This is a genomic window from Stenotrophomonas nitritireducens, assembly GCF_050984405.1.
GTDB lineage: Bacteria > Pseudomonadota > Gammaproteobacteria > Xanthomonadales > Xanthomonadaceae > Stenotrophomonas > Stenotrophomonas nitritireducens_B.
This window is the reverse complement of record NZ_CP158790.1, coordinates 2071487-2095081: the sequence shown is the minus strand read 5'-3', so window position 1 is coordinate 2095081 and position 23595 is coordinate 2071487. Positions and strand designations below refer to the sequence as shown.

The window sequence follows — 23595 nt, the reverse complement described above, 5'->3', positions numbered from 1 at the left end:
CGCGCGCCCGGCTCATTCACGCGCGGCATCCGTCAGCCGCACCTGCACCGGCACGCCGACCGGCTGGCGGGCGGCGCTGGCCGGCAGCTGCACCTCGGCCAGATAGCTCAGCCGCTCGGCGTCGCTGCCGGACAACGCGTAGTACGGGGTGAACATCGGCTCGCTGCGGATCATCCGTACCCGTCCGCGGTAGACCGCATCGCTGCCGGCCACCGTCACCGCCAGGGTCTGGCCGATGGCGATGCGCTGGCGCGCGGCCGCCGGCACGTAGATGCGCGCATACGGCGCCTGGCCGACCAGCAGGACCGCCAGCGTGGCGCCGACCGGCGCCTGGTCGCCGGCCTTGTACGGCAGGCTGTCGATACGGCCGTCGCGCGGCGCGACGATGTCCAGCCGTTCCAGGTTGACCGCCTGCACCGCCGCGTCGGCCTGTGCCGCGCGCACCGCCGATTCGCCCTGGGCGATCTCCTCCGCGCGCGTGCCGTTGCGCAGTTCCAGCAGCGCCTGCTGCGCCACGCGCACCTGCGCCCGCGCCTCCTCGGCGGCTGCCCGCGCGCGGTCGAGATCGGCGGCGGCCACCAGTTGCCGGCGGCCCAGCGGCTGCAGCCGCGCGTAATAGGCGTCGGCGTCGCGCGCCTGCGACTGCGCCGCCGCCAGTTGCGCCTGCGCCTGCGCGATCTGTTCGCGGCGCGCGCCGTTGACCAGTTCCTGCAGCGCCTGTTCGCGCTGGCTGGCCTGCGCCTGCAGCCCCTGCAGCTGCGAGCGGGCGCGGTCCGGCTCCAGCCGCAGCAGGCGTGTCCCCGCGCGCACCTGGTCGCCTTCGCGCACCTCCAGCGCGACGATGCGCTCGGCGGCGGGCGCCGGCAGGCTGATGCGGTCCCATTCCAGCGTGCCCAGCAGCGGCTCGGGCTGCTGCCGGCAGCCGGCCACCATCGCGGCGATGCCGAGCACCAGCGGTGCCATCACGATGCGCCCGTTCATGTCCCGGCCCTCCCCTTGTCCGCCTGTCCGACTCCGCCGCATGGCGGTACCGACGCCAGGCCGCGCACGATTATCCATCGCCGCCGCCGGCATGGCGATTTTCTGACCAGCCCCGCGAACGCCCCGTCACGGCAAGGGCCGCGGCAGGATATCCACAGCTTCGCCGCACCCGCATCCACATCCCCTGTGGAGAACGCGCCACGCCGCCCGCGCTGGTGGATGCCCGGCCGCGGCGGTACTCTTCCACGGTCCAGGCATGCGCCCTCCCCGCGCCGCAGGCGCCATAGAAATGACCGTCACCACGCATCACGACTTCACCCTCGAGCCCGCCGACAACGAACGGCTGGCCAACCTCGCCGGCCCCTTCGACGAGAACCTGCGCCAGATCGAACTGCGCCTCGGCGTGCAGATCGCCAACCGCGGCAACGTATTCCGCGTCAGCGGTCCCGGCCGGACCGCGGCCGAAGCCGAAAGGCTGCTCAAGGCACTCTACGAGGAAGCCGCCGACACCACGCTGGACAGCCACGCCATCCACCTGCTGCTGAGCCGCGCCAACGTCGAACAGGTGGCCGAGCGCGCCTACGAGGCGCAGGACGTGGCGATCAAGGTCAAGCGCGGCACCGTGCGCGGCCGCGGCCAGAACCAGTCGCGCTACCTGCACCAGATCGCCACCCACGACATCAACTTCGGCATCGGCCCGGCCGGCACCGGCAAGACCTTCTTGGCCGTGGCCATGGCGGTGGAGGCGCTGAACGAATCGCGCGTGCAGCGGCTGATCCTGGTGCGCCCGGCGGTGGAGGCCGGCGAGAAACTCGGCTTCCTGCCCGGCGACCTCACCCAGAAGGTCGATCCCTACCTGCGCCCGCTGTACGACGCGCTGTACGAAATGCTCGGCGTGGAGAAGGTCGCCAAGCTGCTGGAGAAGAACGTCATCGAGATCGCGCCGCTGGCCTACATGCGCGGGCGCACGCTCAACGACGCCTTCGTGATCCTGGACGAGGCGCAGAACACCACCATCGAGCAGATGAAGATGTTCCTGACCCGCCTGGGCTTCGGCTCCACCGCGGTGGTCACCGGCGACCTCACCCAGACCGACCTGCCCAAGCACGTCAAATCCGGCCTGCGCGATGCCATCGAGGTGCTGCGCGGGGTGGAAGGCGTGAGCTTCACCTTCTTCGAATCGCGCGACGTGGTCCGCCACCCGTTGGTGGCGCGCATCGTCAGCGCCTACGACCGCCGCGACCTGCAGCAGGTCAACCCTGGAGCCGCCGAATGACCAAGGGTCCCGTCCGTCTCGATGTCGCCGTCAGCTACGCCCTGCCCCGCGCCGGATTGCCGGCGGCGGTGAGTTTCCGCCGCTGGGTCGCCGCCGCGCTGAAGGGACGCATCCGCGAGGCCGACCTGGCCATCCGCCTGGTCGACGCGCGCGAGGGCCGTGCGCTGAACCGCCATTACCGCGGCAAGGACTACGCCACCAACGTGCTCAGCTTTCCGGCCGAGGTTCCCGAGGGACTGCCCAAGGGCGTCAAGTTCCCGCTGCTCGGCGACCTGGTGATCTGCGCGCCGGTGGTGGCACGCGAGGCCGACGAGCAGCGCAAGGCGCTCAACGCCCACTACGCGCACCTGACCGTGCACGGCGTGCTGCACCTGCTCGGCTGGGACCACGAGGACGACAAGGAAGCCGAGGCGATGGAACAGCTCGAACGCGAGATCCTGGCCGACCTGGGCATCGCCGATCCCTACGCCGGCGAGCGTTGATCCGATGCCGATGAAGCGCCTGCTCCCGTTGCTGCTTGCGCTGCCCACCACGGCTCAGGCCGAAGCGGCCATCGACCTGCCCGCGCTGATCGAGTGCCGCCAGGGCGTGAGCGATTTCGCCGCGCTGGCGCCGATCGCCGCCGATCCGCTGAAGGCGGTTGCGCTGGGCTGGCGGCCGCTGCCGCAGGGCAACCTGTTCATGAACGAGTACATGCTGAACACGCCGGTGACGGCGTTCGGCCACCGCGCGGACCATATCGCCATGGCCGGCTCGAGCATCGTGGCGATCCTCGATCTGGCCGACCCGCGCCCCTTGGCAAGGACGCTGGAGCTGGAAACCGGCTACGACACCGATGGCAAGTTCATGGCCGGCCGCGAGCTGCTCAGCCGCGACGTGATCGACGCCAGGACGGGCGAGGCGCTGATCGAATCGGTGATCCTGAGCGTGTCCAACGTGAAGTCGCACCCCGGCAAGACCCTGGCCGGCTGCACCTACAGCCTGGATATTCCGGCCGAAGGCGAGGCCCCGGCCGCCGCTTCCGGCACGGGCAAGGACGCGCCGCCGGCCTGAGCAGACGGCCGCGGACATCCTGCTAGACTTGCCCTCACCGCCCGGTCCGCCGGGTGCCCTGATTGAAGAGATGTCCGAAGACGACAGTAGTACCGCCCCGGAGCAGGGCGAAAAAAAGCGCGGCTGGCTCGAACGCCTGAGCGCGGCCTTCTCCGGCGAACCCCATACCCGCGACGAACTGGTAGCCGTGCTGCAGACGGCCGAGCAGGACGGCCTGATCGCCGCCGATACCCTGCGCATGATGGAAGGCGCCATCGCCGTGGCCGAACTGACCGTCGGCGACGTGATGATCCCGCGCTCGCAGATGGTCTCGCTGCCGGTCGAGCAGCCCTTCCTGGAACTGATGAAGCAGGTGGTCGAATCCGGCCATTCGCGCTTCCCCGTGCACGGCGAGAACAAGGACGACGTGCTCGGCATCCTGCTGGCCAAGGACCTGCTGCGCGGCGTGGTCGCCGACAACAGCCACGCCACCATCCGCGAACTGCTGCGCCCGGCGGTGCTGATCCCCGAGTCCAAGAAGCTCAACGTGCTGCTCAAGGAGTTCCGGCTCTCGCGCAACCACATGGCCATCGTGGTGGACGAATACGGCGGCGTGGCCGGGCTGGTCACCATCGAGGACGTGCTGGAACAGATCGTCGGCCAGATCGACGACGAGCACGACGAGGCCGAGGACCACACCGCGCAGATCGCCATCCAGGCCGACGGCCGCTACGTGGTCGATGCGCTGACCGCGATCGAGGACTTCAACGAGCGCTTCGGCGCGGAGTTCTCCGACGACGACTACGACACCATCGGCGGGCTGGTCACCGAAGCCACCGGCCACCTGCCCGAGATCGGCGACGAGCTCACCCTGGACCGCTTCGTGTTCCGTGTCGCGCGCGCCAACGCGCGGCGGGTGCAGGCCTTCCACGTCACCGTGCTGCCCCCCGACCCGCAGGACGACGCTTGACCGCCCCGCGTCTTTCCCGGCTGCTGCGCTCTCCCTTCCCGCTCGCGCGCCTGCTGGCGTGCGCGCTGCTGTGCCTGCTGGCGGCCGGCATGGCCCAGGCCGCGGCATCGCCCGCCAGCGACGCCGCGCCCCGCGCCCCACGCATCGGCGTGGTGACGATGCAGCCGGGCGAGGTGTTCTTCGAGCGTTTCGGCCACGACGCCCTGGTCGTGGCCGACCCCGACGGCGGCCCGGCCATCTCCTACAACTTCGGTTTCTTCGACCCGTCCGAGCCGGACTTCATCGGCAACTTCGTGCGCGGGCGGATGATGTACTACCTCGTCGCGCTGCCGCTGGACGAGGACCTGGCGCAGTACCGCGACGCCGGGCGCGGCGCTTCCATCCAGTGGCTGGACCTGCCGCCGCCGCAGGCGCGGGCGCTGGCCGAGGACCTGGCCGAGCGTTCCCGCCCGGAGAACGCGCGCTACCGCTACGACTACTTCACCGCCAACTGCTCGACGATGGTGCGCGACGCGCTCGACCGCGCCATGGGCGGCAGCCTGCAGTCGCAGCTGGCCGGTCGGTCGCGCGGCAACTCCTACCGCAGCGAGGCGGTGCGGCTGGCTTCGCCGTCGCCGTGGATGTGGCTGGGTTTCGACCTCGGCCTCGGTCCGTGGGCCGACCTGCCGCTGTCGCGCTGGCAGGAGGCTTTTGTGCCGATGCGCCTGGCCGACGGCCTGCGCGAAGTCCGCAACAGCGAGGGACGACCCTTGGTGCAGTCCGAACAGGAACTGCTGCCGCAGCGGCTGGCGCCGGAACCGGCCGAGTTCGACCGCGCCTGGTGGCCGTGGCTGCTGACCGGCCTGGTGCTGGCCGGCGCGGTATTCGCCGCGCGCCGCCACCGCCGCGCGCTCGGCGGCGTCGCCCTGCCGTTCTGGCTGTTCTGCGGCCTGGCCGGCCTGCTGCTGGCCTACCTGTGGGGCTGGAGCGAACACCGTGCCGCGTGGGGCAACCGCAACCTGCTGCTGCTCAGCCCGCTGGCGCTGGCGCTGCTGCCGGGCGCATGGCGACTGCTGCGCGGGCGCCTGCCCGGCCGCTGGTTCAGCATGCTGCTGTGGACGGTGGCCGCCATCGCCATGCTGTCGCTGCCGCTGCACTGGCTGTCGCTGCAGGCGCAGTTCAACATGCAGTGGATCGTGCTGCTGCTGCCGGTCCACCTGGCGCTGGCGCTGGTACTGGGCCGCCGCGGCTTGGCGGCCTCTCCACGCTGAGGCACGATGCGGCCATGGACGTCGGCAATTCTCCCGCGGCAGCGCCCGCCAACCCGCCCTGTGTCATCAACTGCACCTGGTACGGCGAGGACGGCACGCTGCGCAATCTCCCGCTGGATGCGATCAGCGACGCGCTCGAAGCCAGCAGCCGCGGCTTCGTCTGGGTCGGCCTGTACGAGCCCGATGATGCCGTGCTGGAGAAGGTGCAGGCCGAGTTCGGCCTGCACGACCTGGCCATCGAGGACACGCGCAAGGCGCACCAGCGGCCCAAGGTGGAAACCTACGGCAACTCCCTGTTCGTGGTGGTGCACACCGCGCAGGTGGTGGAGGAACGCATCCGCTACGGCGAAACCCACGCCTTCCTGGGCCCGCGCTACCTGGTGACGGTGCGCCACGGCGCCTCGCTGTCCTACGCGCCGGTGCGCGCGCGGCTGGAGCGCGAGCACGACCTGGTGGCGCTGGGCCCGTCGTTCTGCCTGTATGCGGTGCTCGACGCGGTGGTGGACAACTACCTGCCGATCACCGACAGCTTCCGCGACACGCTGGATTCGCTGGAGAAGGACATCTTCGCCGAGAACTACCGGCGCCGTACCGTCATCCGCCTGTACGACCTCAAGCGCGAGCTCAACAAGATGCGGCTGGCGGTCACCCCGCTGCAGGACGCGCTGTCGCAGCTGCAGCGCAACCCGGCGCAGCTGCTCAACGACGAGGCGCGGCTGTACCTGCGCGACGTGCAGGACCATGCCGCGCGGACCAACGACGCCATCGACACCCTGCGCGAGATGCTCGGCACCGCGCTGAGCGTAAACCTGTCGCTGGTCACCCTGGCGCAGGGCGAGACGGTCAAGCGGCTCGGCGCCTGGGCAGCGCTGCTGGCCGCGCCGACCCTGATCACCAGCTGGTACGGCATGAACTTCACTCACATGCCCGAATTGGCCGGCCGCTTCGCCTACCCGCTGCTGATCGTGGTCGTCGGCGCGGTCTGCGCGGCGCTGTACCGGCTGTTCAAGCGCTCGGGCTGGCTGTAGGCCCACGCGATCGCGGTCGTCCGCGGCCACGCCAACCATCACTGCTTTCCGGGGGATCCCATGGGAAACGACGCCATCCTCGACAACCGCCGCCGGCATTTCCTGCGCGGCTCGCTGGCCGCCGGCGCCGCGGCGCTGCCCCTGCTCGGCCAGACCCGCAACGCGCTGGCGGCCGGGGACGGTGGCAACGCGTCCGCGCTTCCCGACTCCCTCCGCGCGCTCACGCCGGTCGCGCACCGGGTGGTGCCGATCAGCGCCGACGAGCGCAGGCAGCGCCTGGCACGGGCGCAGCAATTGATGGACGAACACAGGATCAACGCGGTGTTCATCGGCGCCGGCACCTCGCTGACCTACTTCACCGGCATGCACTGGTGGAACAGCGAGCGCCTGACCGGCGTGATCCTGCCGCGCTCGGGCGAACCGGTGTACGTCACGCCCGAGTTCGAGCGCGGCCGCACGCTGGAGCAGATCAAGCTCGGCAACGACGTGCGCGGCTGGCAGGAAGACGAGGACCCCTACGCGCTGGTCGCGCAGGTGCTGCGCGGCTTCGGCGCCGCCAACGGCACGGTCGGCATCGAGGAAACCGTACCGTTCTTCCGCAGCAAGGGCATCATGGACGCCCTGCCCCACGCCACCTTCGTCGATGCCTGGCCGGTCACGGCCGGCTGCCGGCGCATCAAGAGTCCGGCGGAACTGGCGCTGATGCGCCTGGCCAACCAGACCACGCTGGCGGTGTACGAGGCCGTGTGGAAGGCGCTGACGCCGGGCATGACCGAGGACGACATCGCCGCACTGGTGACCATGGCCTATGCGCGCACCGGCCTGCGCGGCAGCGCCGACGTCAACATCGGCAAATACACCGCCTCGCCGCACGGCTCGGACGCGCCGCAGCGGCTCACCGAGGGCACGCCGGTCATCTTCGACGGCGGCTGCAGGGCCGACGGCTACACCAGCGACATCACCCGCACCGTGGTGCTGGGCAAGGCCGGCGACGACATCCGCCACATCTTCGACATCGTGCTGAAGGCCCAGACCAGCGCATTGAAGGCCGCCCGCCCGGGCGTGGCGATGGAAGCGCTGGACGCCGCCGCACGCAAGGTCATCGTCGACGCCGGCTACGGTCCGGACTACACCTATTTCAGCCACCGCCTCGGCCACGGCATCGGCATGGACATGCACGAGTGGGATTACCTGGTCCGCGGCAACAAGCACCTGCTCGAACCGGGCATGACCTTCAGCGACGAACCGGGCATCTACATCCCGGACAGGTTCGGCGTACGCCTGGAGGACATCCTGCACATCACCGCCGACGGCGCCGAGCTGCTGACGCCGCAGAGCCCGTCGATCGACCACCCGTTCGGCTGACGGAACCCCGGCAGGAGCGGCTTCAGCCGCGACGGGGACTTCCCGGCGAAAGGCCATCGCGACTGAAGTCGCTCCTACATGATGCCGTCGAGCCCACCGGCGCCCTCTTCGGCTGCAGGAATCCCCGTAGGAGCGTTTTCAGCCGCGAACGGGGCCTTACCTGCGAAAAGCCAACGCAACTGAAGTCGCTCCTACGGGTGTGCAGTGTCATCGGCGGCGCGAGTTGCCGACGTCCCCTGCCGACTGAAAACCGCCTCAGGCCACATAGATCGTCTTGATGTTGGTGAACTCGCGGATGCCGTGCTCGGCCAGTTCGCGGCCGAAGCCCGAGCGCCTGGTGCCGCCGAACGGCAGCCGCACGTCGCTCCTGACCACCGAATTGACGAACGCCGCGCCGCACTGCAGCTGCGCGGCGACGCGCTCGCCGCGCGCGACATCGCGCGTCCATACGCTGCCGCCCAGGCCGAAGGTGGTGTCGTTGGCCACGCGCACCGCGTCGGCCTCGTCCTTCACCCGCAGGATCGCGGCGACCGGGCCGAACAGCTCCTCCTCGTACGCCGGCATGCCCGGCGCCACGTGGTCGAGGATCGACGCCGGGTAACCGGCGTGGGTGCCGGCCAGCGGTTCGCAGCCCAGCAACGCCCTGGCGCCGCTGTCGATGCTCGCGCGTACCTGCCGGTGCAGGCCGTCGCGCAGGTCGGCGCGGGCCATCGGCGCCAGCGTGGTGGCTTCGTCCTGCGGATCGCCATACACCCGCGTCTTGGCCGCTTCGACGAAACCCCGCACGAAGGCGTCGGCGATGGATTCGACCAGCACGAAGCGCTTGGCGGCGATGCAGGTCTGTCCGGCGTTGTCGAAGCGCGACTTCACCGCCGCGGCGACGGCGGCGTCCAGGTCGGCATCGTCCAGCACCACGAAGGCGTCGCTGCCGCCCAGTTCCATCACGCATTTCTTCAGCTGGTCGCCGGCGTTGGCGGCGATGGAGCGCCCGGCGCGCTCGCTGCCGGTGAGCGTGACCGCCTTGATCCGGCGGTCGCGCAGCACGTCGGCGGCCTGGTCGTTGTCGATGTGCAGCACGTCGAACACGCCGGTCGGCACACCGGCATCGGCCAGCACCGCGGCGATCAGGTCGGCGCAGCCGGGCACGTTGCTGGCGTGCTTGAGCAGGGCGACGTTGCCGGCCATCAGCGACGGCGCCAGGAAGCGGAACACCTGCCATACCGGGAAATTCCACGGCATCACCGCCAGCACGCAGCCGATGGGCTGGTAGCACACGTAGCTGCGCTGCGCCTCGGTGGGTATCGCCTGCGGCTGCAGGTAGCCGGCGGCGTGGTCGGCGTAATACTCGCAGGCCGCCGCACTCTTCTCGATCTCAGCCAGCGCCTCGCCGCGCAGCTTGCCCATCTCCAGGGTCATCGTGCGCTGGAGCTCGTCGCGGCGCGCGCGCAGCCCCGCGCCCACGCCGCGCAGCAGGTCGCCACGCTGCGCCAGCGACCTGCCCGACCACGCGGGAAACGCCGCCTCGGCGGCGGCCAGCCGCTGCTCGACGGCAACGGCGCTCATCAGCTCGATCGTGCGCAGGGCGCGGCCGTCGAAGGGATTGAGGGTCTGGTAAGAAGCCATGGCGCTGCACCTGCATCCAACGAAGGCCCGCAGGATAGCGCCGGCGATGTTGCGGTTGCGTCGACCCGGTCCGGTGCCGGGCAAGCCCGACACCTACGGGGCAGCACGTAGATGCGGAGCTTGCCCCGCATGAAGCCCGGCGCGCCTCAGCCGTTGTCCTGCAGCGCCAGCTGCATGTCGCGCTGGCGCCGCTTCTCGGCGCGGGCGGAGATCCACCAGCCGACGAAGGCCACGGTCGATACCGCCAGCACCAGCAGGGTGGCCAGGGCGTTGATCTTCGGGCTCACGCCCATGCGCACCGAGGCGAAGATCTTCATCGGCAGCGTGGTCGAGCTGGGGCCGGCGACGAAGCTGGCGATCACCACGTCGTCCAGCGACAGGGTGAAGGCCAGCAGCCAGCCGGACAGCAGCGCCGGGGCGATGATCGGCAGGGTGATCAGGAAGAACACCTTGAGCCGGTTGGCGCCCAGGTCCATGGCCGCCTCCTCCAGCGAGCGGTCCAGTTCCTGCAGGCGCGAGGACACCACCACGGTCACGAAGGAGATGGTGAAGGTGACGTGTGCGATCCAGATCGCCACCACGCCCTTGGACGGCAGCCCGAACAGGCCGCCCATCGACACCAGCATCAGCAGGATCGACAGCCCGATGATCACTTCCGGCATCACCAGCGGCGCGGTCACCAGCGCGCCGAACACGGTCTTGCCGGGGAAGCGCCGGAAACGGGTCATCGCCATCGCCGCCATGGTGCCGAGCACCATCGACGCGCTCGCGGTCCAGAACGCGACCTTGAGGCTGACCCAGGCCGCCTCCAGCAGTTGCCGGTCTCGGAACAGCTCGCCGTACCACTGCGTGGAGAAGCCCGCCCACACCGTCGCCAGCCGCGAGGAGTTGAACGAGTACAGCACCAGCAACAGGATCGGCAGGTACAGGAAGGCGAAGCCGAACAGCAGCACGTTCCAGCCCAGCCAGGAACCACGCCGGGTCATGCTCATGCCAGCTTTCCTTCCAGCTCGCGCTGCTGGGCGCGGTTGAAGACCAGGATCGGGATCAGCAGCAGCAGCAGCATCACGATCGCCACCGCCGAGGCCAGCGGCCAGTCGCGGTTGTTGAAGAACTCGCCCCACAGCACGCGGCCGATCATCAGCGTGTCCGGGCCGCCGAGCATTTCCGGAATGACGAACTCGCCCACCGCCGGGATCATCACCAGCATGCAGCCGGCGACGATGCCGCTGCGCGACAGCGGCAGGGTGATGCGCACGAACGCCTGCCACGGCCTGGCGCCGAGGTCGTAGGCCGCTTCCAGCAGGCGGTGGTCGAGCTTGACCAGGTTGGCGTACAGCGGCAGCACCATGAACGGCAGGTAGCAGTAGACGATGCCGATGTAGGCCGCCAGCGGCGTGTAGAGGATGCGCAGCGGTTCGTCGATCAGGCCCATGCCCATCAGCGTGCGGTTGAGCAGGCCGTTGCTGTCGAGGATGCCGATCCACGCGTAGACGCGGATCAGGAACGAGGTCCACGACGGCAGCACCACCAGCATCATCGCGATGTTGCGCGCCGACGGCGACATGCGCGAGATCACGTAGGCCATCGGGTAGCCGATCAGCAGCGTGAGGAACGTGGCGATGACCGCGATCCTGATCGAGCTGAGGTAGGCCACGACGTACTGGCTGTCGGCGAACAGCTGGGTGTAGTTGCCCAGGTTGAGGTTGATGGTGAAGGCGTTGTCCACGTACGCCACGATGGCCGTGTACGGCGGCATCGCCACCGCCATCTTCGCGAAGGAGATCTTCAGCACGATCAGGAACGGGATCGCGAAGAACAGCAGCAGCCACAGGTAGGGCACGCCGATCACGCCGGCGCGCGTGCCCGGCAGCCAGCGCCGCCACCCCGCCGGGTTCGGCCCGCGCGCGCTCATGAGGTCAGCACCACGCCGTCGTTGTCGTCCCAGCTCACCCAGACCTCGTCGTTCCAGGTGATGCCGTCGCTGTCCCAGCGCTTCATGTTGGCGAAGTTGGACAGGATCTTGGCGCCGCTGGGCAGGCGCACGTGGTAGACCGAGTGGCTGCCGAAATAGGCGATGTCCTCGACCACGCCGAACGCCTTGTTGGTGTCGCCCTCGGGCTCGTCCTTGGCGATGTGCACCTTCTCCGGGCGCAGCGCGAAGGCCACCGGCTGCCCTTCGTAGCCGGTGATGCCGTGGCCGACGTAGATCGGCGCCGGGAAATCGGCGGTGCGCACGGTGACGTATTCGGGCAGGTCCTCGTCGATCACGCCCTCGAACAGGTTCACCGAGCCGATGAAGCCGGCGACGAAGCGGTTGGCCGGCTGCTCGTAGATGTCGTCCGGCTTGCCGATCTGCTGGATCCAGCCCTGGTCCATCACCGCGATGCGGGTGGCCATGGTCATCGCCTCTTCCTGGTCGTGGGTGACCATCACGCAGGTCACGCCGAGCTGCTCGATGATGTTGACCAGCTCCAGCTGCATCTTCGAGCGCAGCTTCTTGTCCAGTGCGCCCATCGGCTCGTCCAGCAGCAGCAGCTTCGGCCCCTTGGCCAGCGAGCGCGCCAGCGCCACGCGCTGCTGCTGGCCGCCGGAGAGCTGGTGCGGCTTGCGCTTGCCCAGCTTCTGCAGCTGCACCAGTTCCAGCATCTCGCCGACGCGACGGGCGATGGCGTCCTTGGCCATGCCGTCCTGCTTCAGGCCGAAGGCGATGTTCTGCTCCACGGTCATGTGCGGGAACAGCGCATAGGACTGGAACATCATGTTGATCGGCCGCTCGTAGGGCGGCAGCGCGTTGATCTCCTGCCCGTCGAGCAGGATCCTGCCGCGGGTCGGCGTCTCGAAGCCGGCCAGGCAGCGCAGCAGCGTGGACTTGCCGCTGCCCGAGCCGCCCAGCAGGGCGAAGATCTCGCCCTTGCGCACGTCCAGGTTGACGTCGTCGACGGCGACGAAGCCGTCGAATTCCTTGCGCAGGTCGCGAATGGACAGGTAGCCGGGTTCGCTGTTCAGGGCGATGGCGTCGGGCCGGACGTCGGTCTTGGCATCAACGGGCATGAAGGATTCCGGGTGCGGGCGGGACGGGCAAACGCGCGTAGTGTAGTCCCGGCTTTTTGCCGGCGACACCCTGCCGTTCCACGCAGGAATGCCCTGTTCGACGCTGCATGGACCGGGTGGCGCGCCAGAAATGCCGGCCGAAGGAGAAGCCCCCCTTGGAGTCCAAGGGGGGCGCGCCAAAGGCGCGGGGGATGTGGATGAAGATGAGCCGGGGCCCAAGGTTTGCCTTGCAAACCTTGGGGAACTACGCGAATGCGTAGTTCAGCGCCCGGTCTTGATCTCGGTCCACAGCCGGGTGTAGAGCTTGTCCACTTCCGGCGGGTTGATCGCGTAGGTGAACATCTTCGCCGCCACGTCTTCCGGCGGGTAGATGGTCCTGTCCTCGCGGATCGCCGCGTCCACCAGCGGCGTGGCCGACTTCACCGGGTTGGCATAGTGGGTGACGTTGGTGTTGTTGGCGGCCACCTGCGGTTCGAGCAGGTAGTTGATGAACGCATAGGCGTTCTCCGGGTGCTTGGCGTCCTTGGGGATGGCCAGCATGTCGAACCACTGCGGCGCGCCTTCCTTCGGGATCGAATAGGCCACTTCCACGCCGTTGCCGGCCTCCTCGGCGCGGTCGCGGGCCTGGATGATGTCGCCCGACCAGCCCACCACCAGGCAGGTGCTGCCATTGGCCAGCGAACCGACGTACTGGCTGGAGTGGAAATTCTGCACGTACGGGCGGATGGTCTTGAGCAGGTCGGCGGCCTTCTGGATCGTGGCCGGATCGGTACTGTGCGGGTCCTGGCCCAGGTAGTGCAGCGCGATCGGAATCATGTCCGACGGGGTGTCGAGGATGGTGACACCGCAGTCCTTCATCTTTGCGATGTTCTCCGGCTTGAACACCAGGTCCCAGCTGTTGGCGATGTCGTCGCTGCCGCCGAAACGCTCCTTGAGCTTGGCCACGTTGTAGCCGATGCCGGTGGTGCCGATCATGTACGGCACGCCGTACTTGTTCTCCGGGTCCTGGCCGGCGATGCGCGCCATCACGTCCGGATCGAGGTTGGCCAGGTTGGGGATCCTGCTCTTGTCCAGCGGCAGGAACACGCCGGCCTGGATCTGGCGGCCGAAGAAGTTCAGCGTCGGCACCACGATGTCGTAGCCGCTGTTGCCGGTCAGCAGCTTGGTCTCGACCATCTCGTCGCTGTCGAACACGTCGTAGGTGACCTTGACGCCGGTCGCCTTCTCGAAGTTCGGGATGGTGTCCTCGGCGATGTAGTCCGAGTAGTTGTAGACGTTGAGGACCTTGGCCTCGCCGCCGTCGGCGGTCCTGGCGCCCTCTTCCTTGCCGCCGCAGGCGGCGAGCAGGGACATGGCGACGCCAACGGTCAGGATGCGCAGATTCATGGGTTCTCCAGTGTGATCCGGGAGGGGCCGGCTGAACCGGCGGGCGGGATATTGTCCCATGAAGCCCCTGCAGGAGCGACTTCAGTCGCGATGGGGCTTTGCCGGGCAAACCCCATCGCGGCTTAAGCCGCTCCTACGGACGCGGGGTCAGACGTTGAGCAGCAGGAATTCGCGTTCCCAGGAGCTGATGACGCGGAAGAAGGTCTCGTACTCCTTGCGCTTGACCGAGACATAGGCGCGGCAGAAGCGACGGCCGAGCAGTTCCTGCAGCGGCTCGCAGCCCTCCAGCCCGTCCAGCGCCTCGCCCAGCGAGCGCGGCAGCTGGTAGCCGGGCGCCTTGGCGTTGCCGGCCACCGGCGCGGCCGGGGTGAGCTTCTCGCGGATGCCGAGCAGACCGCAGGCCAGGGTCGCGGCCATCGCCAGGTAGGGGTTGGCGTCGGAACCGGCGAAGCGGCTTTCCACGCGGCTGTTCTCCAGGCTGTCGATCGGCACGCGCAGGCCGCAGGTGCGGTTGTCGAAGCCCCATTCGACGTTGCTCGGCGACACCTCGCCGAACACCAGCCGGCGGTAGGAGTTCACGTTCGGCGCGAAGAAGGCCATGGCCATCGGCACGTACTTCTGCAGCCCGCCCAGGTACTGCATGAACAGCGCGCTGTACTCGCCCTCGCCTTCGCCGGCGAACACGTTGCTCCCGTCGCTGGTGCGCAGCAGGCTCTGGTGGATGTGCATCGCGCTGCCCGGCTCGGTCTCCATGGGCTTGGCCAGGAAGGTGGCGTACACGCCGTGGCGCATCGCCGCCTCGCGCATGGTGCGCTTGAACAGGAACACCTGGTCGGCCAGCGCCATGGCGTCGGCGTGGGTGAAGTTCACTTCCAGCTGCGCCGCGCCGGATTCGTGGATCAGCGTGTCCACGTCCAGCTGCATCGCGTCGCAGTAGTCGTACATCAGGTCGAGGATGGGATCGAACTCGTTGACCGCGTCGATCGAATACGACTGGCGCGCGGTTTCCGGGCGCCCGGAGCGGCCGGCCGGCGGCAGCAGCGGGAAATCCGGGTCGGTGTTCTTCTGCACCAGGAAGAACTCCACCTCCGGCGCCACGATCGGCTTGAGCCCCAGCTCGTCGTAGGCGGCCAGCACCCGCCGCAGCACGTTGCGCGGCGCCAGTTCGTGCGGCTGCCCGCTGCGCGTATAGCAGTCGTGGATGACCTGGGCGGTGGGGTCGGCCGCCCACGGCACCATGCGCACCGTGTCCGGGTCCGGGCGCAGCACCATGTCCGAATCGGCCGGGGCCACCAGTTCGTAGTAGTCGTCGGGGGAATCGCCGGTGACCGTGGTGGCGAAGATGCCCTCGGGCAGGCGCGTGCCGTAGTCGTGGGAGAACTTGTCGGCCGGGATGATCTTGCCGCGCGCGTTGCCGGTGATGTCCGGCACCAGGCACTCGACCTCGGTGATGTTCCGCTGCTTGAGCCAGCGCAGCAGGGTGCTGTCTTCCTGCGCGGCGACGGTCTTGCGGGGACGGGAACGGGGGCGGGAGCTCATGATGGTTCGGCTTCGGTTGCATGACAGGCGCCCGCCACCGGCACGCATGCCCTGCCCCGGTGGCGAGGCGTGCAGGCACGCTACTGCCGCCCCGCCATTTAGGCAACCGGCGGCGCCGCGCCGCGGCGGTGCGGACGGGGCGCCCGGGCACGTAGACTGCACTGCCCCGCCTGTTTCGATGCGCCTGATGCCCGTGGACGCTACCCGGTCCGACCATCCGCCCAGCTGGTACGCCGCCAGCCTGCCGCCGGCCGCGCCGCGCGCGCCATTGCGCGGCCAGGCGCGCGCGGACGTGGCGGTGCTGGGCGCCGGCTATACCGGGCTGACCGCCGCACTGGCCCTGGCCGAAAAAGGCTACCGGGTGACCGTGCTGGAGGCCGCGCGCGTCGGCTGGGGCGCTTCCGGCCGCAACGGCGGCCAGGCGCTGGTCGGCTACGGCTGCGACCAGCACACGCTGGAATCGCTGCTCGGCGAGGACGACGCGCGCCTGCTGTTCGATTTCTCGCGCGACGGCCTGAGCAGGCTCAAGGAGCGCATCGCGCGCCACCGCATCGACTGCGACTGGCGCGACGGCCACGCCAGCGTGCCGATCCGCCGCCGCCAGGAGCGCGCGCTGCGCGCCGGCCTGGAAACGATGGCGCGGCGCTACGACTACCCGCTGCAGTGGTGGGACCGCGCGCAGCTGCGCCAGGTGCTGGCCAGCGACCGCTACCGCGGCGCGCTGTACGACCCGGCCAGCGGCCACCTGCATCCGCTGGCCTATGCGCAGGGGCTGGCGCGCGCCGCCGAAGCGGCCGGCGTCATCGTGCACGAGCACTCGCCGGTGCAGCGCCTGGAGCGCGGCGCGCGGCCCGCGCTGCACACCGCGCAGGGCCGGGTCGGGGCCGACTTCGTGGTGCTGGCCGGCAACGCCTGGCTGCAGGGCATCGCGCCGGAGCTGGAAGCGCGGATGATGCCGGTGGGCACTTACATCGGCGCGACCGCGCCGCTCGGCGCCGAGCGCGCGCGCGGCCTGATCGGCAACGACATGGCCGTGGCCGACGTGAACTGGGCGCTGGACTATTTCCGCCTCAGCCGCGACCACCGCCTGCTGTTCGGCGGCCAGGCCAGCTACTCGGCGCTGCCGCCGCCGGGCCTGCGCGGGGTGATGACCCGGCGCATGCGCGCGGTGTTCCCGCAGCTGGCCGACGTGGAACTGGAGTACGTGTGGGGCGGCTACATCGACATCACCCGCAACCGCGCCCCGCACTGGGGCCGGCTCACGCCCAACGTCTATTTCGCGCAGGGTTTCTCCGGCCACGGCGTGGCCAGCACCGGCCTTGCCGGCGAGGTCATCGCCGAGGCCATCGCCGGGCAGGCGCAGCGGCTGGACGTGTTCGAGCGCATTGCCCACCAGCGTTTTCCCGGCGGCGCGGCGCTGCGCCGGCCGCTGCTGGTGGCGGCGATGTCCTGGTACAAGCTGCGCGACCTGCTGTGGTGAGGGCGCCGGCCACGGCGCCGATGCCCGCCACACCTGCGCGACCCGCGCCATGATCCCCGTCATCGTGCTGTCGGCGGCGCCGGGTTAAAGTCCGCCGCGCGCCGGCCGCTAACCGGATGCGACGACCCGCCACCGGATCCCCCGCCCCCATGACAGTGTCGCCACCGGCCGGCTTCGACAGCCGACCGATCGCCCCCCTGCCGCAACGCATCCTGCTGGTCGAGAACTCGCGCACCTTCACCTCGATGCTGCGCGAGGCGATCGAGCAGCGCCTGGAACTGCCGGTCAGCGTGGCGTCCTCGCTGGCCGAGGCCGGCGCTCTTCTCGACGCCGAGGACGACTGGTTCCTGGTGCTGACCGGGCTGGTGCTGTCAGACGGCGACCGCGACGGCGTGGTGGCGTACTTCGTCGAGCGCGGGCTGCCGACCATCGTGGTCAGCAGCGTCTACGACGAGGACCTGCGCAAGCGCGTGCTGCAGCAGGACATCATCGACTACGTGCTGAAGAACACCCCCGGCAGTCTGGACTACCTGGTCTGGCTGGTGCAGCGGCTGGACCGCAACCGCCGCATTTCGGCGCTGGTGGTGGACGACTCGCCCTCGGCGCGCGGCTACGCCGCCTCGCTGCTGCGCATGTACGGCTACCGCGTCGCGCAGGCCGCCGACGGCCACGCCGCGCTGCAGGCGCTGGAGGCCGACCCGGCGATCCGCCTGGCCATCGTCGACCAGGAAATGCCGGGCATGGACGGCGTCGAACTGACCCGCCGCCTGCGCGCCCTGCGCGCGCGCGACAAGGTCGCGGTGATCGGCATCTCCGGCAACGCCGACCCCTCGCTGATCCCGCGCTTCCTCAAGAACGGCGCCAACGACTTCCTGCGCAAGCCGTTCTCGCGCGAGGAGTTCTTCTGCCGGGTCTCGCAGAACGTGGACCAGCTCGAGCTGATCGGCACCCTGCAGGACCTGGCCACGCGCGACTTCCTCACCGGCCTGCCCAACCGCCGCAGTTTCCTGGAACAGAGCCAGCGCCGGCTCGAGCGGCATGCCGCCGATGCCGATGGCGTGGCGGTGGCGATGGTCGACATCGACCACTTCAAGCACATCAACGACAGCCTGGGCCACGAGGCCGGCGACCAGGCGCTGCGCGCGGTGGCCGGCGTGCTGCACGCCCATACCCGTGCCCAGGACCTCAGCGCGCGTTTCGGCGGCGAGGAGTTCTGCCTGCTGGTCGCCGCGCCGGACGAGGACGCCTGCGCGCGGCACTTCGAACAGCTGCGCGCGGCCGTCGCCGCGCTGGAACTGACCCTGGGCGGCCGCACGCTGCGCATGACCGTGAGCATCGGCGTCTGCCGCATGCCGGCCCGCAGCGGCACCCTGCATGCGCTGATCGCCGAGGCCGACCGCCAGCTCTACCTGGCCAAGGCCGGCGGCCGCAACCGCGTGCACACCGTCACCCTGGCCTGAACCGCCGGCCGGCTTTGATCCAGATCAACGCGGCGGTCCGCCGCCGTCCCTAGAGTGCGCCCCGACAGCACTCATCTGGAGAAACGGCGTTGGCACTTCTGGTCTGGCAGGACGATCTCAACACGGGCGTGGAGGTCATCGACCACCAGCACATGCGCATCGTGGAGATGCTCAACCACCTGCACGTGACCCAGAAGAGCCTGGAGCGCGTCGCCGTCGGCGAGGTCATCAACGAACTGATCGACTACACCCTGTCGCACTTCGCCTTCGAGGAAGAGCTGATGGAGGAGGCCGGCTACCCGTTCTGCGCCGCGCACAAGCGCGTGCACGAGGTGTTCATCAAGCGCGTCTCCGAATACCGGATGCGCTTCGAGGCCGGCGAGGACATCACCGACGAGCTGCGCAACATGCTCTCGCGCTGGCTGTTCAACCACATCCGCGGCGACGACAAGGCCTACGCCGAACAGGTCAAGCGCCACCTCAACAAGTTCGCCCGCGACCACGAGGAAGGCGGCTGGCTCGGACGCACGCTCAAGCGCCTGTTCCGCTGACTTCCCGCGGCCGCCCGGCGCCGTGCGGCGCAGGGAGCAAACCATGGAACGGGAACCGCCGGGAACGACGCCCGGCACCGGCCATCGACGGCCGACGGCCGCCATGGACGGCGGCCACCCCGCTCGTACCCCGCGCGGGCCGCGTCAGCGCCGCGCCGTATCGCGGCGCTGGATCGCCCACAGCGCCAGCGCGGTGGCCAGCGCGGTCGCGCACAGGTACCCCCCGACCGCGCCGACGCCGAACTTCCCGGCCAGCCACGTCGCCGCATACGGCGCGGGCGCCGCGCCGAGGATGCCGGCCAGGTTGAACGACAGCGACGCGCCGGTGTAGCGCACCTGCACCGGATAGAGGCCGGCCAGCATGGTGCCGCAGGGGCCGTAGGTCAGGCCCATCAGGAACAGCCCCAGCGACAGGAAGCCCAGCACCTGCCACGGGTGCGCGGCCTGGAACAGCGGCTTGAACAGCAGCCCGAACACGAAGATGGCCAGCGTCGCCAGCAGCATCGTGCGGATCGTGCCGTGGCGGTCGCCGTGCAGCGCCGCCAGCGGGATGCCGGCGGCGAAGAACAGGATGCCGACCATCTGCAGCAGCAGGAACTGTTCGCGCGTATAGCCCAGCGCCGAGGTGCCGTAGCCCAGGGTGAACACCGTCATCAGGTAGAACAGCACGAAGGTCGCGAACGCGGCCAGGGTGCCGGCGACCAGCGCGAAGCCGTGCCCGGCGATCACCTCGCGCATCGGCAGGCGCACCCGCTGCCCGCCTTCCACCGCGCGGCGGAAGTCCGGGGTCTCGTGGATGTTCAGCCGCACCCACAGGCCCACGATCACCAGCAGCGCGCTGGCCAGGAACGGCACGCGCCAGCCCCAGGCCTGGAACGCCGCATCGTCCATCAGCCGGCCCAGCAGCAGGAAGATGCCCGCCGACATCAGGAACCCCAGCGGCGCGCCCAGCTGCGGGAACATGCCGTACCAGGCGCGCTTGCCCGGCGGCGCGTTCTCGGTGGCCAGCAGCACCGCCCCGCCCCACTCCCCGCCCAGGCCCAGGCCCTGGCCGAAGCGGCACAGCGCCAGCAGCGCCGGCGCCAGCAACCCGATGCTGGCGTAGGTCGGCAGCAGGCCGATCGCCACCGTGGACAGCCCCATCGTCAGCAGCGCCGCCACCAGCGTGGCCTTGCGGCCGATGCGGTCGCCGTAATGGCCGAACAGCGCCGAGCCGACCGGCCGCGCGATGAAGGCCACCGCGAAGGTCGCCAGCGACTGCAGCAGCGCCGCATTCGTGCTGCTCTCGGGAAAGAACAGCTTCGGGAACACCAGCACCGCCGCGGTGGCGTAGATGTAGAAATCGAAGAACTCGATAGTGGTGCCGACCAGGCTGGCGGCGAGCACGCGGCGCGGGGAGTTGGCGGAAGCGGCGGTGGAAGGCATGGGCGCCAGGGCAATGGGAGACCGGCGCAGTCTGCCATGCGCCCGGCGCCCGCCGCAGGCCGGTTGCAGACGACACCGATGACCGGCGCGCACGTTCCATCCGTCGCGGCCGCAGGCGCCTGGATGGGTCACGTCGCGAACCGTCCCGGCCTTCGCCGGTTCCGCCGATGGCGGTGCGGTTTCATCCCGCTTCGACGCCCATCGACGGGCATTGAACGATTTCTTGCCCTGCCTTACACCTCGGTTAACCGCGGCGGAGCGGATGCACGCGTGGAGGGCGCCGGTTCACGGCGCGGTATAGGGTCGCCCGGCTACGGTCCGGGCTGCGTGCAATGCGCGATGAAACGAACAGGAGCAGACCCCATGAACAAGCGACCGCTACAGACCGCCCTTCTCGCCGCCGCCTTCGCGCTGGCCGGCACCGGCATCGCCCAGGCGCAGGACGCGCTCACCGCGCCGCAGGTGCGCGCGCAGCTGGAGGCGCAGGGTTACACCAAAGTGAAGGACCTGGAGTTCGAGGACGGCATGTGGAAGGCCGATGCGACCAGCGCCGATGGCAAGGACGTGGACGTGCGCCTGGATCCGCGCACCGGCCGCGTCTACCCGGAAAAGGCGGTTTCGCAGCTGGGCGAGGCCGATGTGCGCGCCCAGCTTTCCGCGGCCGGCTACAGCGGCGTGCATGACGTCAAGCTCGACGACGGCCTGTGGGAAGCCAAGGGCCGGACCGCCGAAGGCGAGAAGGTCAAGGTGCGCCTGGACCCGGCCACCGGCGAAGTAATCGCGCTGGAAAAGGACTGATTCCCGCGGCCACCGGCCGCATGTGGCGGCCGGTAGCCGTTCGCGGCCTGGAGTGCGCCCGCGCGGCGCGCTCCGGGCCGACGTCGTGCCGGTCAGGCCAGCAGGCCGGCCTCGCGCAGCGCCGCTTCGACCTTGGGCTGGTTGCCGGGTTCGAGCTCGGTCATCGGCAAACGCAGGGTGCCGCCGCACAGGCCCAGGCGATGCATCGCCCACTTCACGGGGATCGGGTTGGCCTCGACGAACAGCTGCCTGTGCAGCGGCAGCAGGCGCTGCTGGATCGCCATCGCCGCGCGCACCTCGCCGGCCAGCGCGGCCACGCACAGCTCATGCATCAGGCGCGGGGCGAGGTTGGCGGTGACGCTCACGTTGCCGTGGCCGCCGCAGAGCATCAGCGCCACCGCGGTGGCGTCGTCGCCCGAATACACCGCGAATCCTTCCGGCGCCTCGCGGATCAGCCACTGCGCGCGCTCCAGGTTGCCGGTGGCTTCCTTGATGCCGATGACGCCCGGCACCTGCGCCAGCCGCAGCACGGTGTCGTGCTGCAGGTCGGCCACGCTGCGGCCGGGCACGTTGTAGAGCACGATCGGCAGGTCGCCGGTGGCCTCGGCGATCGCCTTGAAATGGCGGTATTGCCCTTCCTGCCCCGGCTTGTTGTAGTACGGCACCACCTGCAGCTGGCTGTCGGCGCCGACCCTGCGCGCGTACTGCGCCAGCGCGATGGCCTCGGCGGTGGAGTTGCCGCCGCAGCCGGCCATCACCGGCACGCGGCCGGCGGCCTGCTCCACGGTCACGCGGATGATCTCGCAGTGTTCCTCCACGTCCACCGTCGGCGACTCGCCGGTGGTGCCGACCACGCCGATGCAGTCCGTGCCCTCGGCCACATGCCAGTCGACCAGCCGGCGCAGCGCCGGATAATCCACGCTGCCGTCTTCGTGCATGGGCGTGACGAGCGCGACGATGCTGCCGCGGAGGGGGACGTGGGAGGAAGTCATCGCGGTATCCGGAGGGCGTTGGGGAGGGGAAACCCCGATTCTAAACGGGAAGGTCTAATCGGGAAGACGCGCACGCTGCCCTGCACGCACGACCGTACGCCAGCGATGGTTTCAGCCCGAACGAAACCGCACTCCGCCCCGCGCCGATGTCACGGCGCGCCGCAGTCCTCGCAGCGGTACCTGCCCGGTGTTCCCAGCCGCACGGTGAAGGTGCGCGGTTGGCCGGAATATGTGTGCGTGGCCCGTACCGCCAGGAGGTCGCCGTCGAGCCGCACGCCTTCCGCGTCCGCGTCGCAGGCCCAGAAGCCGTTCGACAGTTCGGCGAACGGAACCTCGGCCAGCACCGCCGCCGGACGACCGGTGGTTGCAGCCGCCATCCAGGCGATGCCGACACGGCAGCTGACGTGCTCGAAACCGACGTGCTCGACCACGATGCGGTAAGTGCCGCCGGCGGCGCCCTGCTGCCAGCGCCCGCCTTCGATCGTCCATGCGGAGGACGCCTCCTGGGCGGACGCGGCGGACAGTGCAAGAACGGCCAGGAGCGCGGACAACGGCAGGCGTTTCAGCGCGTTCCCGCCGGCCATGGGCTCAGGCACCCGCCGCCGAAGGATGCAGCCGTCCCCACAGCACGATCATGCCCAGCGCCATCAGCACCCACACCGCCGTCGCCACGCCCAGCGTCACCGCCAGGGGCCAGCGCACGCTGCCGAAATAGACCGCGACCAGGTAACCGGCGTAGGGAAAGAGCGACCACAGCCCGAACAGCGCCGTCTTCTGCAGGTCGGCGCCGGAGCGCTCCGTGCCGACGATGTAATGGGCGATCAGCGCGAAGGTGGGAAACAGCGGCACCAGGCCGGCGATGAAGAAACTCCTGGACCGGGCCAGCAGCGCGATGGCCAGCACGGCCAGCGCGCCCAGCAGCGATTTCAGGAACAGGGGAATCATCGGGTCGTCGATGTGGCTCTATGGGAAACCCGGACTTCGTGCCGCGGCGCTAGCGGACCGCCAGGACCAGCGCCAGCGCGAGCGCGGCCGGCAGCGCCTGCACGAACAGGATCCTGCGGCTGGCGGTGGCGGCGCCGTAGAGGCCGGCCACCAGGACGCAGGCCAGGAAGAACGTCCGCACACCGTAGCCGGCCGGGCCCAGCACCAGGCCATAGACCAGACCGGCGGCCAGGAAGCCGTTGTAGAGCCCCTGGTTCGCCGCCAGCACCTTCGTCTGCCCGGCGAACTCGCGGCTCAGGCCAAAGGCCTTGCGCCCTGCCGGCCTGGTCCACAGGAACATCTCCAGGACAAGGATGCAGGCATGGATCAGCGCGACCAGGGCGGTGGCGATATCGGCAATGAGGAGCATGACCGCCTCGTCCAGTCGCGGCAGGCGAGCA

At 69.8% G+C, this 23595-nt stretch carries 23 protein-coding genes; 11 read left to right on the top strand and 12 right to left on the bottom strand.

Features of this window, described 5'->3' with window-relative positions:
* Positions 1 to 12: 12 nt before the first annotated feature.
* Positions 13 to 981, bottom strand: a complete 969-nt coding sequence (locus ABTV91_RS09025; protein ID WP_433851129.1) for an HlyD family secretion protein — start codon at positions 979 to 981, stop codon at positions 13 to 15.
* Positions 982 to 1270: 289 nt separating this feature from the next.
* Here ABTV91_RS09025 and ABTV91_RS09020 point away from each other — a divergent pair, with 289 nt between their 5' ends.
* From ABTV91_RS09020 to ABTV91_RS08990, 7 genes are all read left to right on the top strand, one after another.
* A complete protein-coding gene (locus ABTV91_RS09020) occupies positions 1271 to 2257 on the top strand; it encodes a PhoH family protein (protein ID WP_433851128.1) in 987 nt (328 codons plus the stop codon).
* Positions 2254 to 2739, top strand: a complete 486-nt coding sequence (ybeY, locus tag ABTV91_RS09015; protein WP_433851127.1) for an rRNA maturation RNase YbeY — start codon at positions 2254 to 2256, stop codon at positions 2737 to 2739. The genes ABTV91_RS09020 and ybeY overlap by 4 nt, the downstream gene beginning before the upstream one ends.
* Before the next feature lie 4 nt (positions 2740 to 2743).
* Positions 2744 to 3310, top strand: a complete 567-nt coding sequence (locus ABTV91_RS09010) for a hypothetical protein (RefSeq protein ID WP_433851126.1) — start codon at positions 2744 to 2746, stop codon at positions 3308 to 3310.
* Positions 3311 to 3380: 70 nt separating this feature from the next.
* Positions 3381 to 4259 carry an HlyC/CorC family transporter gene (locus tag ABTV91_RS09005; protein WP_433851125.1) on the top strand — a complete coding sequence of 293 codons (879 nt, stop codon included), beginning with the start codon at positions 3381 to 3383 and terminating at the stop codon, positions 4257 to 4259.
* 89 nt (positions 4260 to 4348) lie between these two features.
* Positions 4349 to 5509: a DUF4105 domain-containing protein gene (locus ABTV91_RS09000; protein ID WP_433854160.1), complete on the top strand. Its 1161-nt coding sequence runs from the start codon at positions 4349 to 4351 to the stop codon at positions 5507 to 5509.
* 14 nt (positions 5510 to 5523) lie between these two features.
* Positions 5524 to 6537 (top strand): magnesium and cobalt transport protein CorA, encoded by a 1014-nt coding sequence (locus ABTV91_RS08995; protein ID WP_433851124.1) that lies wholly within the window; start codon positions 5524 to 5526, stop codon positions 6535 to 6537.
* 60 nt (positions 6538 to 6597) lie between these two features.
* Entirely contained in the window at positions 6598 to 7902 is a 1305-nt protein-coding gene (locus ABTV91_RS08990) for a M24 family metallopeptidase (protein ID WP_433851123.1), read from the top strand.
* Between the two features lie 255 nt (positions 7903 to 8157).
* Here ABTV91_RS08990 and ABTV91_RS08985 read toward each other — a convergent pair whose 3' ends face one another.
* From ABTV91_RS08985 to ABTV91_RS08960, 6 genes are all read right to left on the bottom strand, one after another.
* A complete protein-coding gene (locus ABTV91_RS08985; protein WP_433851122.1) occupies positions 8158 to 9525 on the bottom strand; it encodes an NAD-dependent succinate-semialdehyde dehydrogenase in 1368 nt (455 codons plus the stop codon).
* A gap of 146 nt (positions 9526 to 9671) precedes the next feature.
* Entirely contained in the window at positions 9672 to 10517 is an 846-nt protein-coding gene (locus tag ABTV91_RS08980; RefSeq protein ID WP_433851121.1) for an ABC transporter permease subunit, read from the bottom strand.
* Positions 10514 to 11440 (bottom strand): ABC transporter permease subunit, encoded by a 927-nt coding sequence (locus tag ABTV91_RS08975; RefSeq protein WP_433851120.1) that lies wholly within the window; start codon positions 11438 to 11440, stop codon positions 10514 to 10516. Before ABTV91_RS08975 ends, ABTV91_RS08980 begins: the two co-directional genes overlap by 4 nt.
* The gene (locus tag ABTV91_RS08970) at positions 11437 to 12579 is read right to left on the bottom strand and encodes an ABC transporter ATP-binding protein (protein ID WP_433851119.1); all 1143 of its coding nucleotides are present in this window, start codon (positions 12577 to 12579) and stop codon (positions 11437 to 11439) included. The genes ABTV91_RS08975 and ABTV91_RS08970 overlap by 4 nt, the downstream gene beginning before the upstream one ends.
* Positions 12580 to 12840: 261 nt before the next feature.
* Complete coding sequence (locus ABTV91_RS08965) at positions 12841 to 13965, bottom strand: polyamine ABC transporter substrate-binding protein (protein ID WP_433851118.1); 1125 nt, start codon at positions 13963 to 13965, stop codon at positions 12841 to 12843.
* A 147-nt stretch (positions 13966 to 14112) separates the two neighbouring features.
* Positions 14113 to 15504 carry a glutamine synthetase family protein gene (locus tag ABTV91_RS08960; RefSeq protein WP_433851117.1) on the bottom strand — a complete coding sequence of 464 codons (1392 nt, stop codon included), beginning with the start codon at positions 15502 to 15504 and terminating at the stop codon, positions 14113 to 14115.
* Positions 15505 to 15691: 187 nt separating this feature from the next.
* Here ABTV91_RS08960 and ABTV91_RS08955 point away from each other — a divergent pair, with 187 nt between their 5' ends.
* The 3 genes from ABTV91_RS08955 (at position 15692) to ABTV91_RS08945 (ending at position 18995) form a co-directional block, all read left to right on the top strand.
* Positions 15692 to 16984, top strand: a complete 1293-nt coding sequence (locus ABTV91_RS08955) for an NAD(P)/FAD-dependent oxidoreductase (RefSeq protein WP_433851116.1) — start codon at positions 15692 to 15694, stop codon at positions 16982 to 16984.
* Between the two features lie 155 nt (positions 16985 to 17139).
* On the top strand, positions 17140 to 18444 hold the full coding sequence (locus ABTV91_RS08950) for a GGDEF domain-containing response regulator (protein WP_433854159.1): 1305 nt from the start codon (positions 17140 to 17142) through the stop codon (positions 18442 to 18444).
* An 89-nt stretch (positions 18445 to 18533) separates the two neighbouring features.
* Positions 18534 to 18995 (top strand): bacteriohemerythrin, encoded by a 462-nt coding sequence (locus tag ABTV91_RS08945; RefSeq protein WP_433851115.1) that lies wholly within the window; start codon positions 18534 to 18536, stop codon positions 18993 to 18995.
* A gap of 144 nt (positions 18996 to 19139) precedes the next feature.
* On the opposite strand, the gene ABTV91_RS08940 is transcribed toward ABTV91_RS08945, so the two are convergent.
* Positions 19140 to 20420, bottom strand: coding sequence for an MFS transporter (locus tag ABTV91_RS08940; protein ID WP_433851114.1), 1281 nt, complete (start codon positions 20418 to 20420; stop codon positions 19140 to 19142).
* Positions 20421 to 20783: 363 nt separating this feature from the next.
* Between ABTV91_RS08940 and ABTV91_RS08935 the strand changes: the two genes are divergently transcribed.
* Entirely contained in the window at positions 20784 to 21218 is a 435-nt protein-coding gene (locus tag ABTV91_RS08935; protein ID WP_433851113.1) for a PepSY domain-containing protein, read from the top strand.
* A 92-nt stretch (positions 21219 to 21310) separates the two neighbouring features.
* Here ABTV91_RS08935 and dapA read toward each other — a convergent pair whose 3' ends face one another.
* The 4 genes from dapA to ABTV91_RS08915 all read right to left on the bottom strand — a co-directional run bounded on the left by dapA (position 21311) and on the right by ABTV91_RS08915 (position 23564).
* Complete coding sequence (gene dapA, locus ABTV91_RS08930) at positions 21311 to 22210, bottom strand: 4-hydroxy-tetrahydrodipicolinate synthase (RefSeq protein WP_433851112.1); 900 nt, start codon at positions 22208 to 22210, stop codon at positions 21311 to 21313.
* Between the two features lie 149 nt (positions 22211 to 22359).
* The gene (locus tag ABTV91_RS08925; RefSeq protein ID WP_433851111.1) at positions 22360 to 22794 is read right to left on the bottom strand and encodes a hypothetical protein; all 435 of its coding nucleotides are present in this window, start codon (positions 22792 to 22794) and stop codon (positions 22360 to 22362) included.
* 4 nt (positions 22795 to 22798) lie between these two features.
* Positions 22799 to 23155, bottom strand: coding sequence for a GlpM family protein (locus ABTV91_RS08920; protein ID WP_433851110.1), 357 nt, complete (start codon positions 23153 to 23155; stop codon positions 22799 to 22801).
* 49 nt (positions 23156 to 23204) lie between these two features.
* On the bottom strand, positions 23205 to 23564 hold the full coding sequence (locus tag ABTV91_RS08915) for a DUF1304 domain-containing protein (protein WP_433851109.1): 360 nt from the start codon (positions 23562 to 23564) through the stop codon (positions 23205 to 23207).
* Positions 23565 to 23595: the final 31 nt, after the last annotated feature.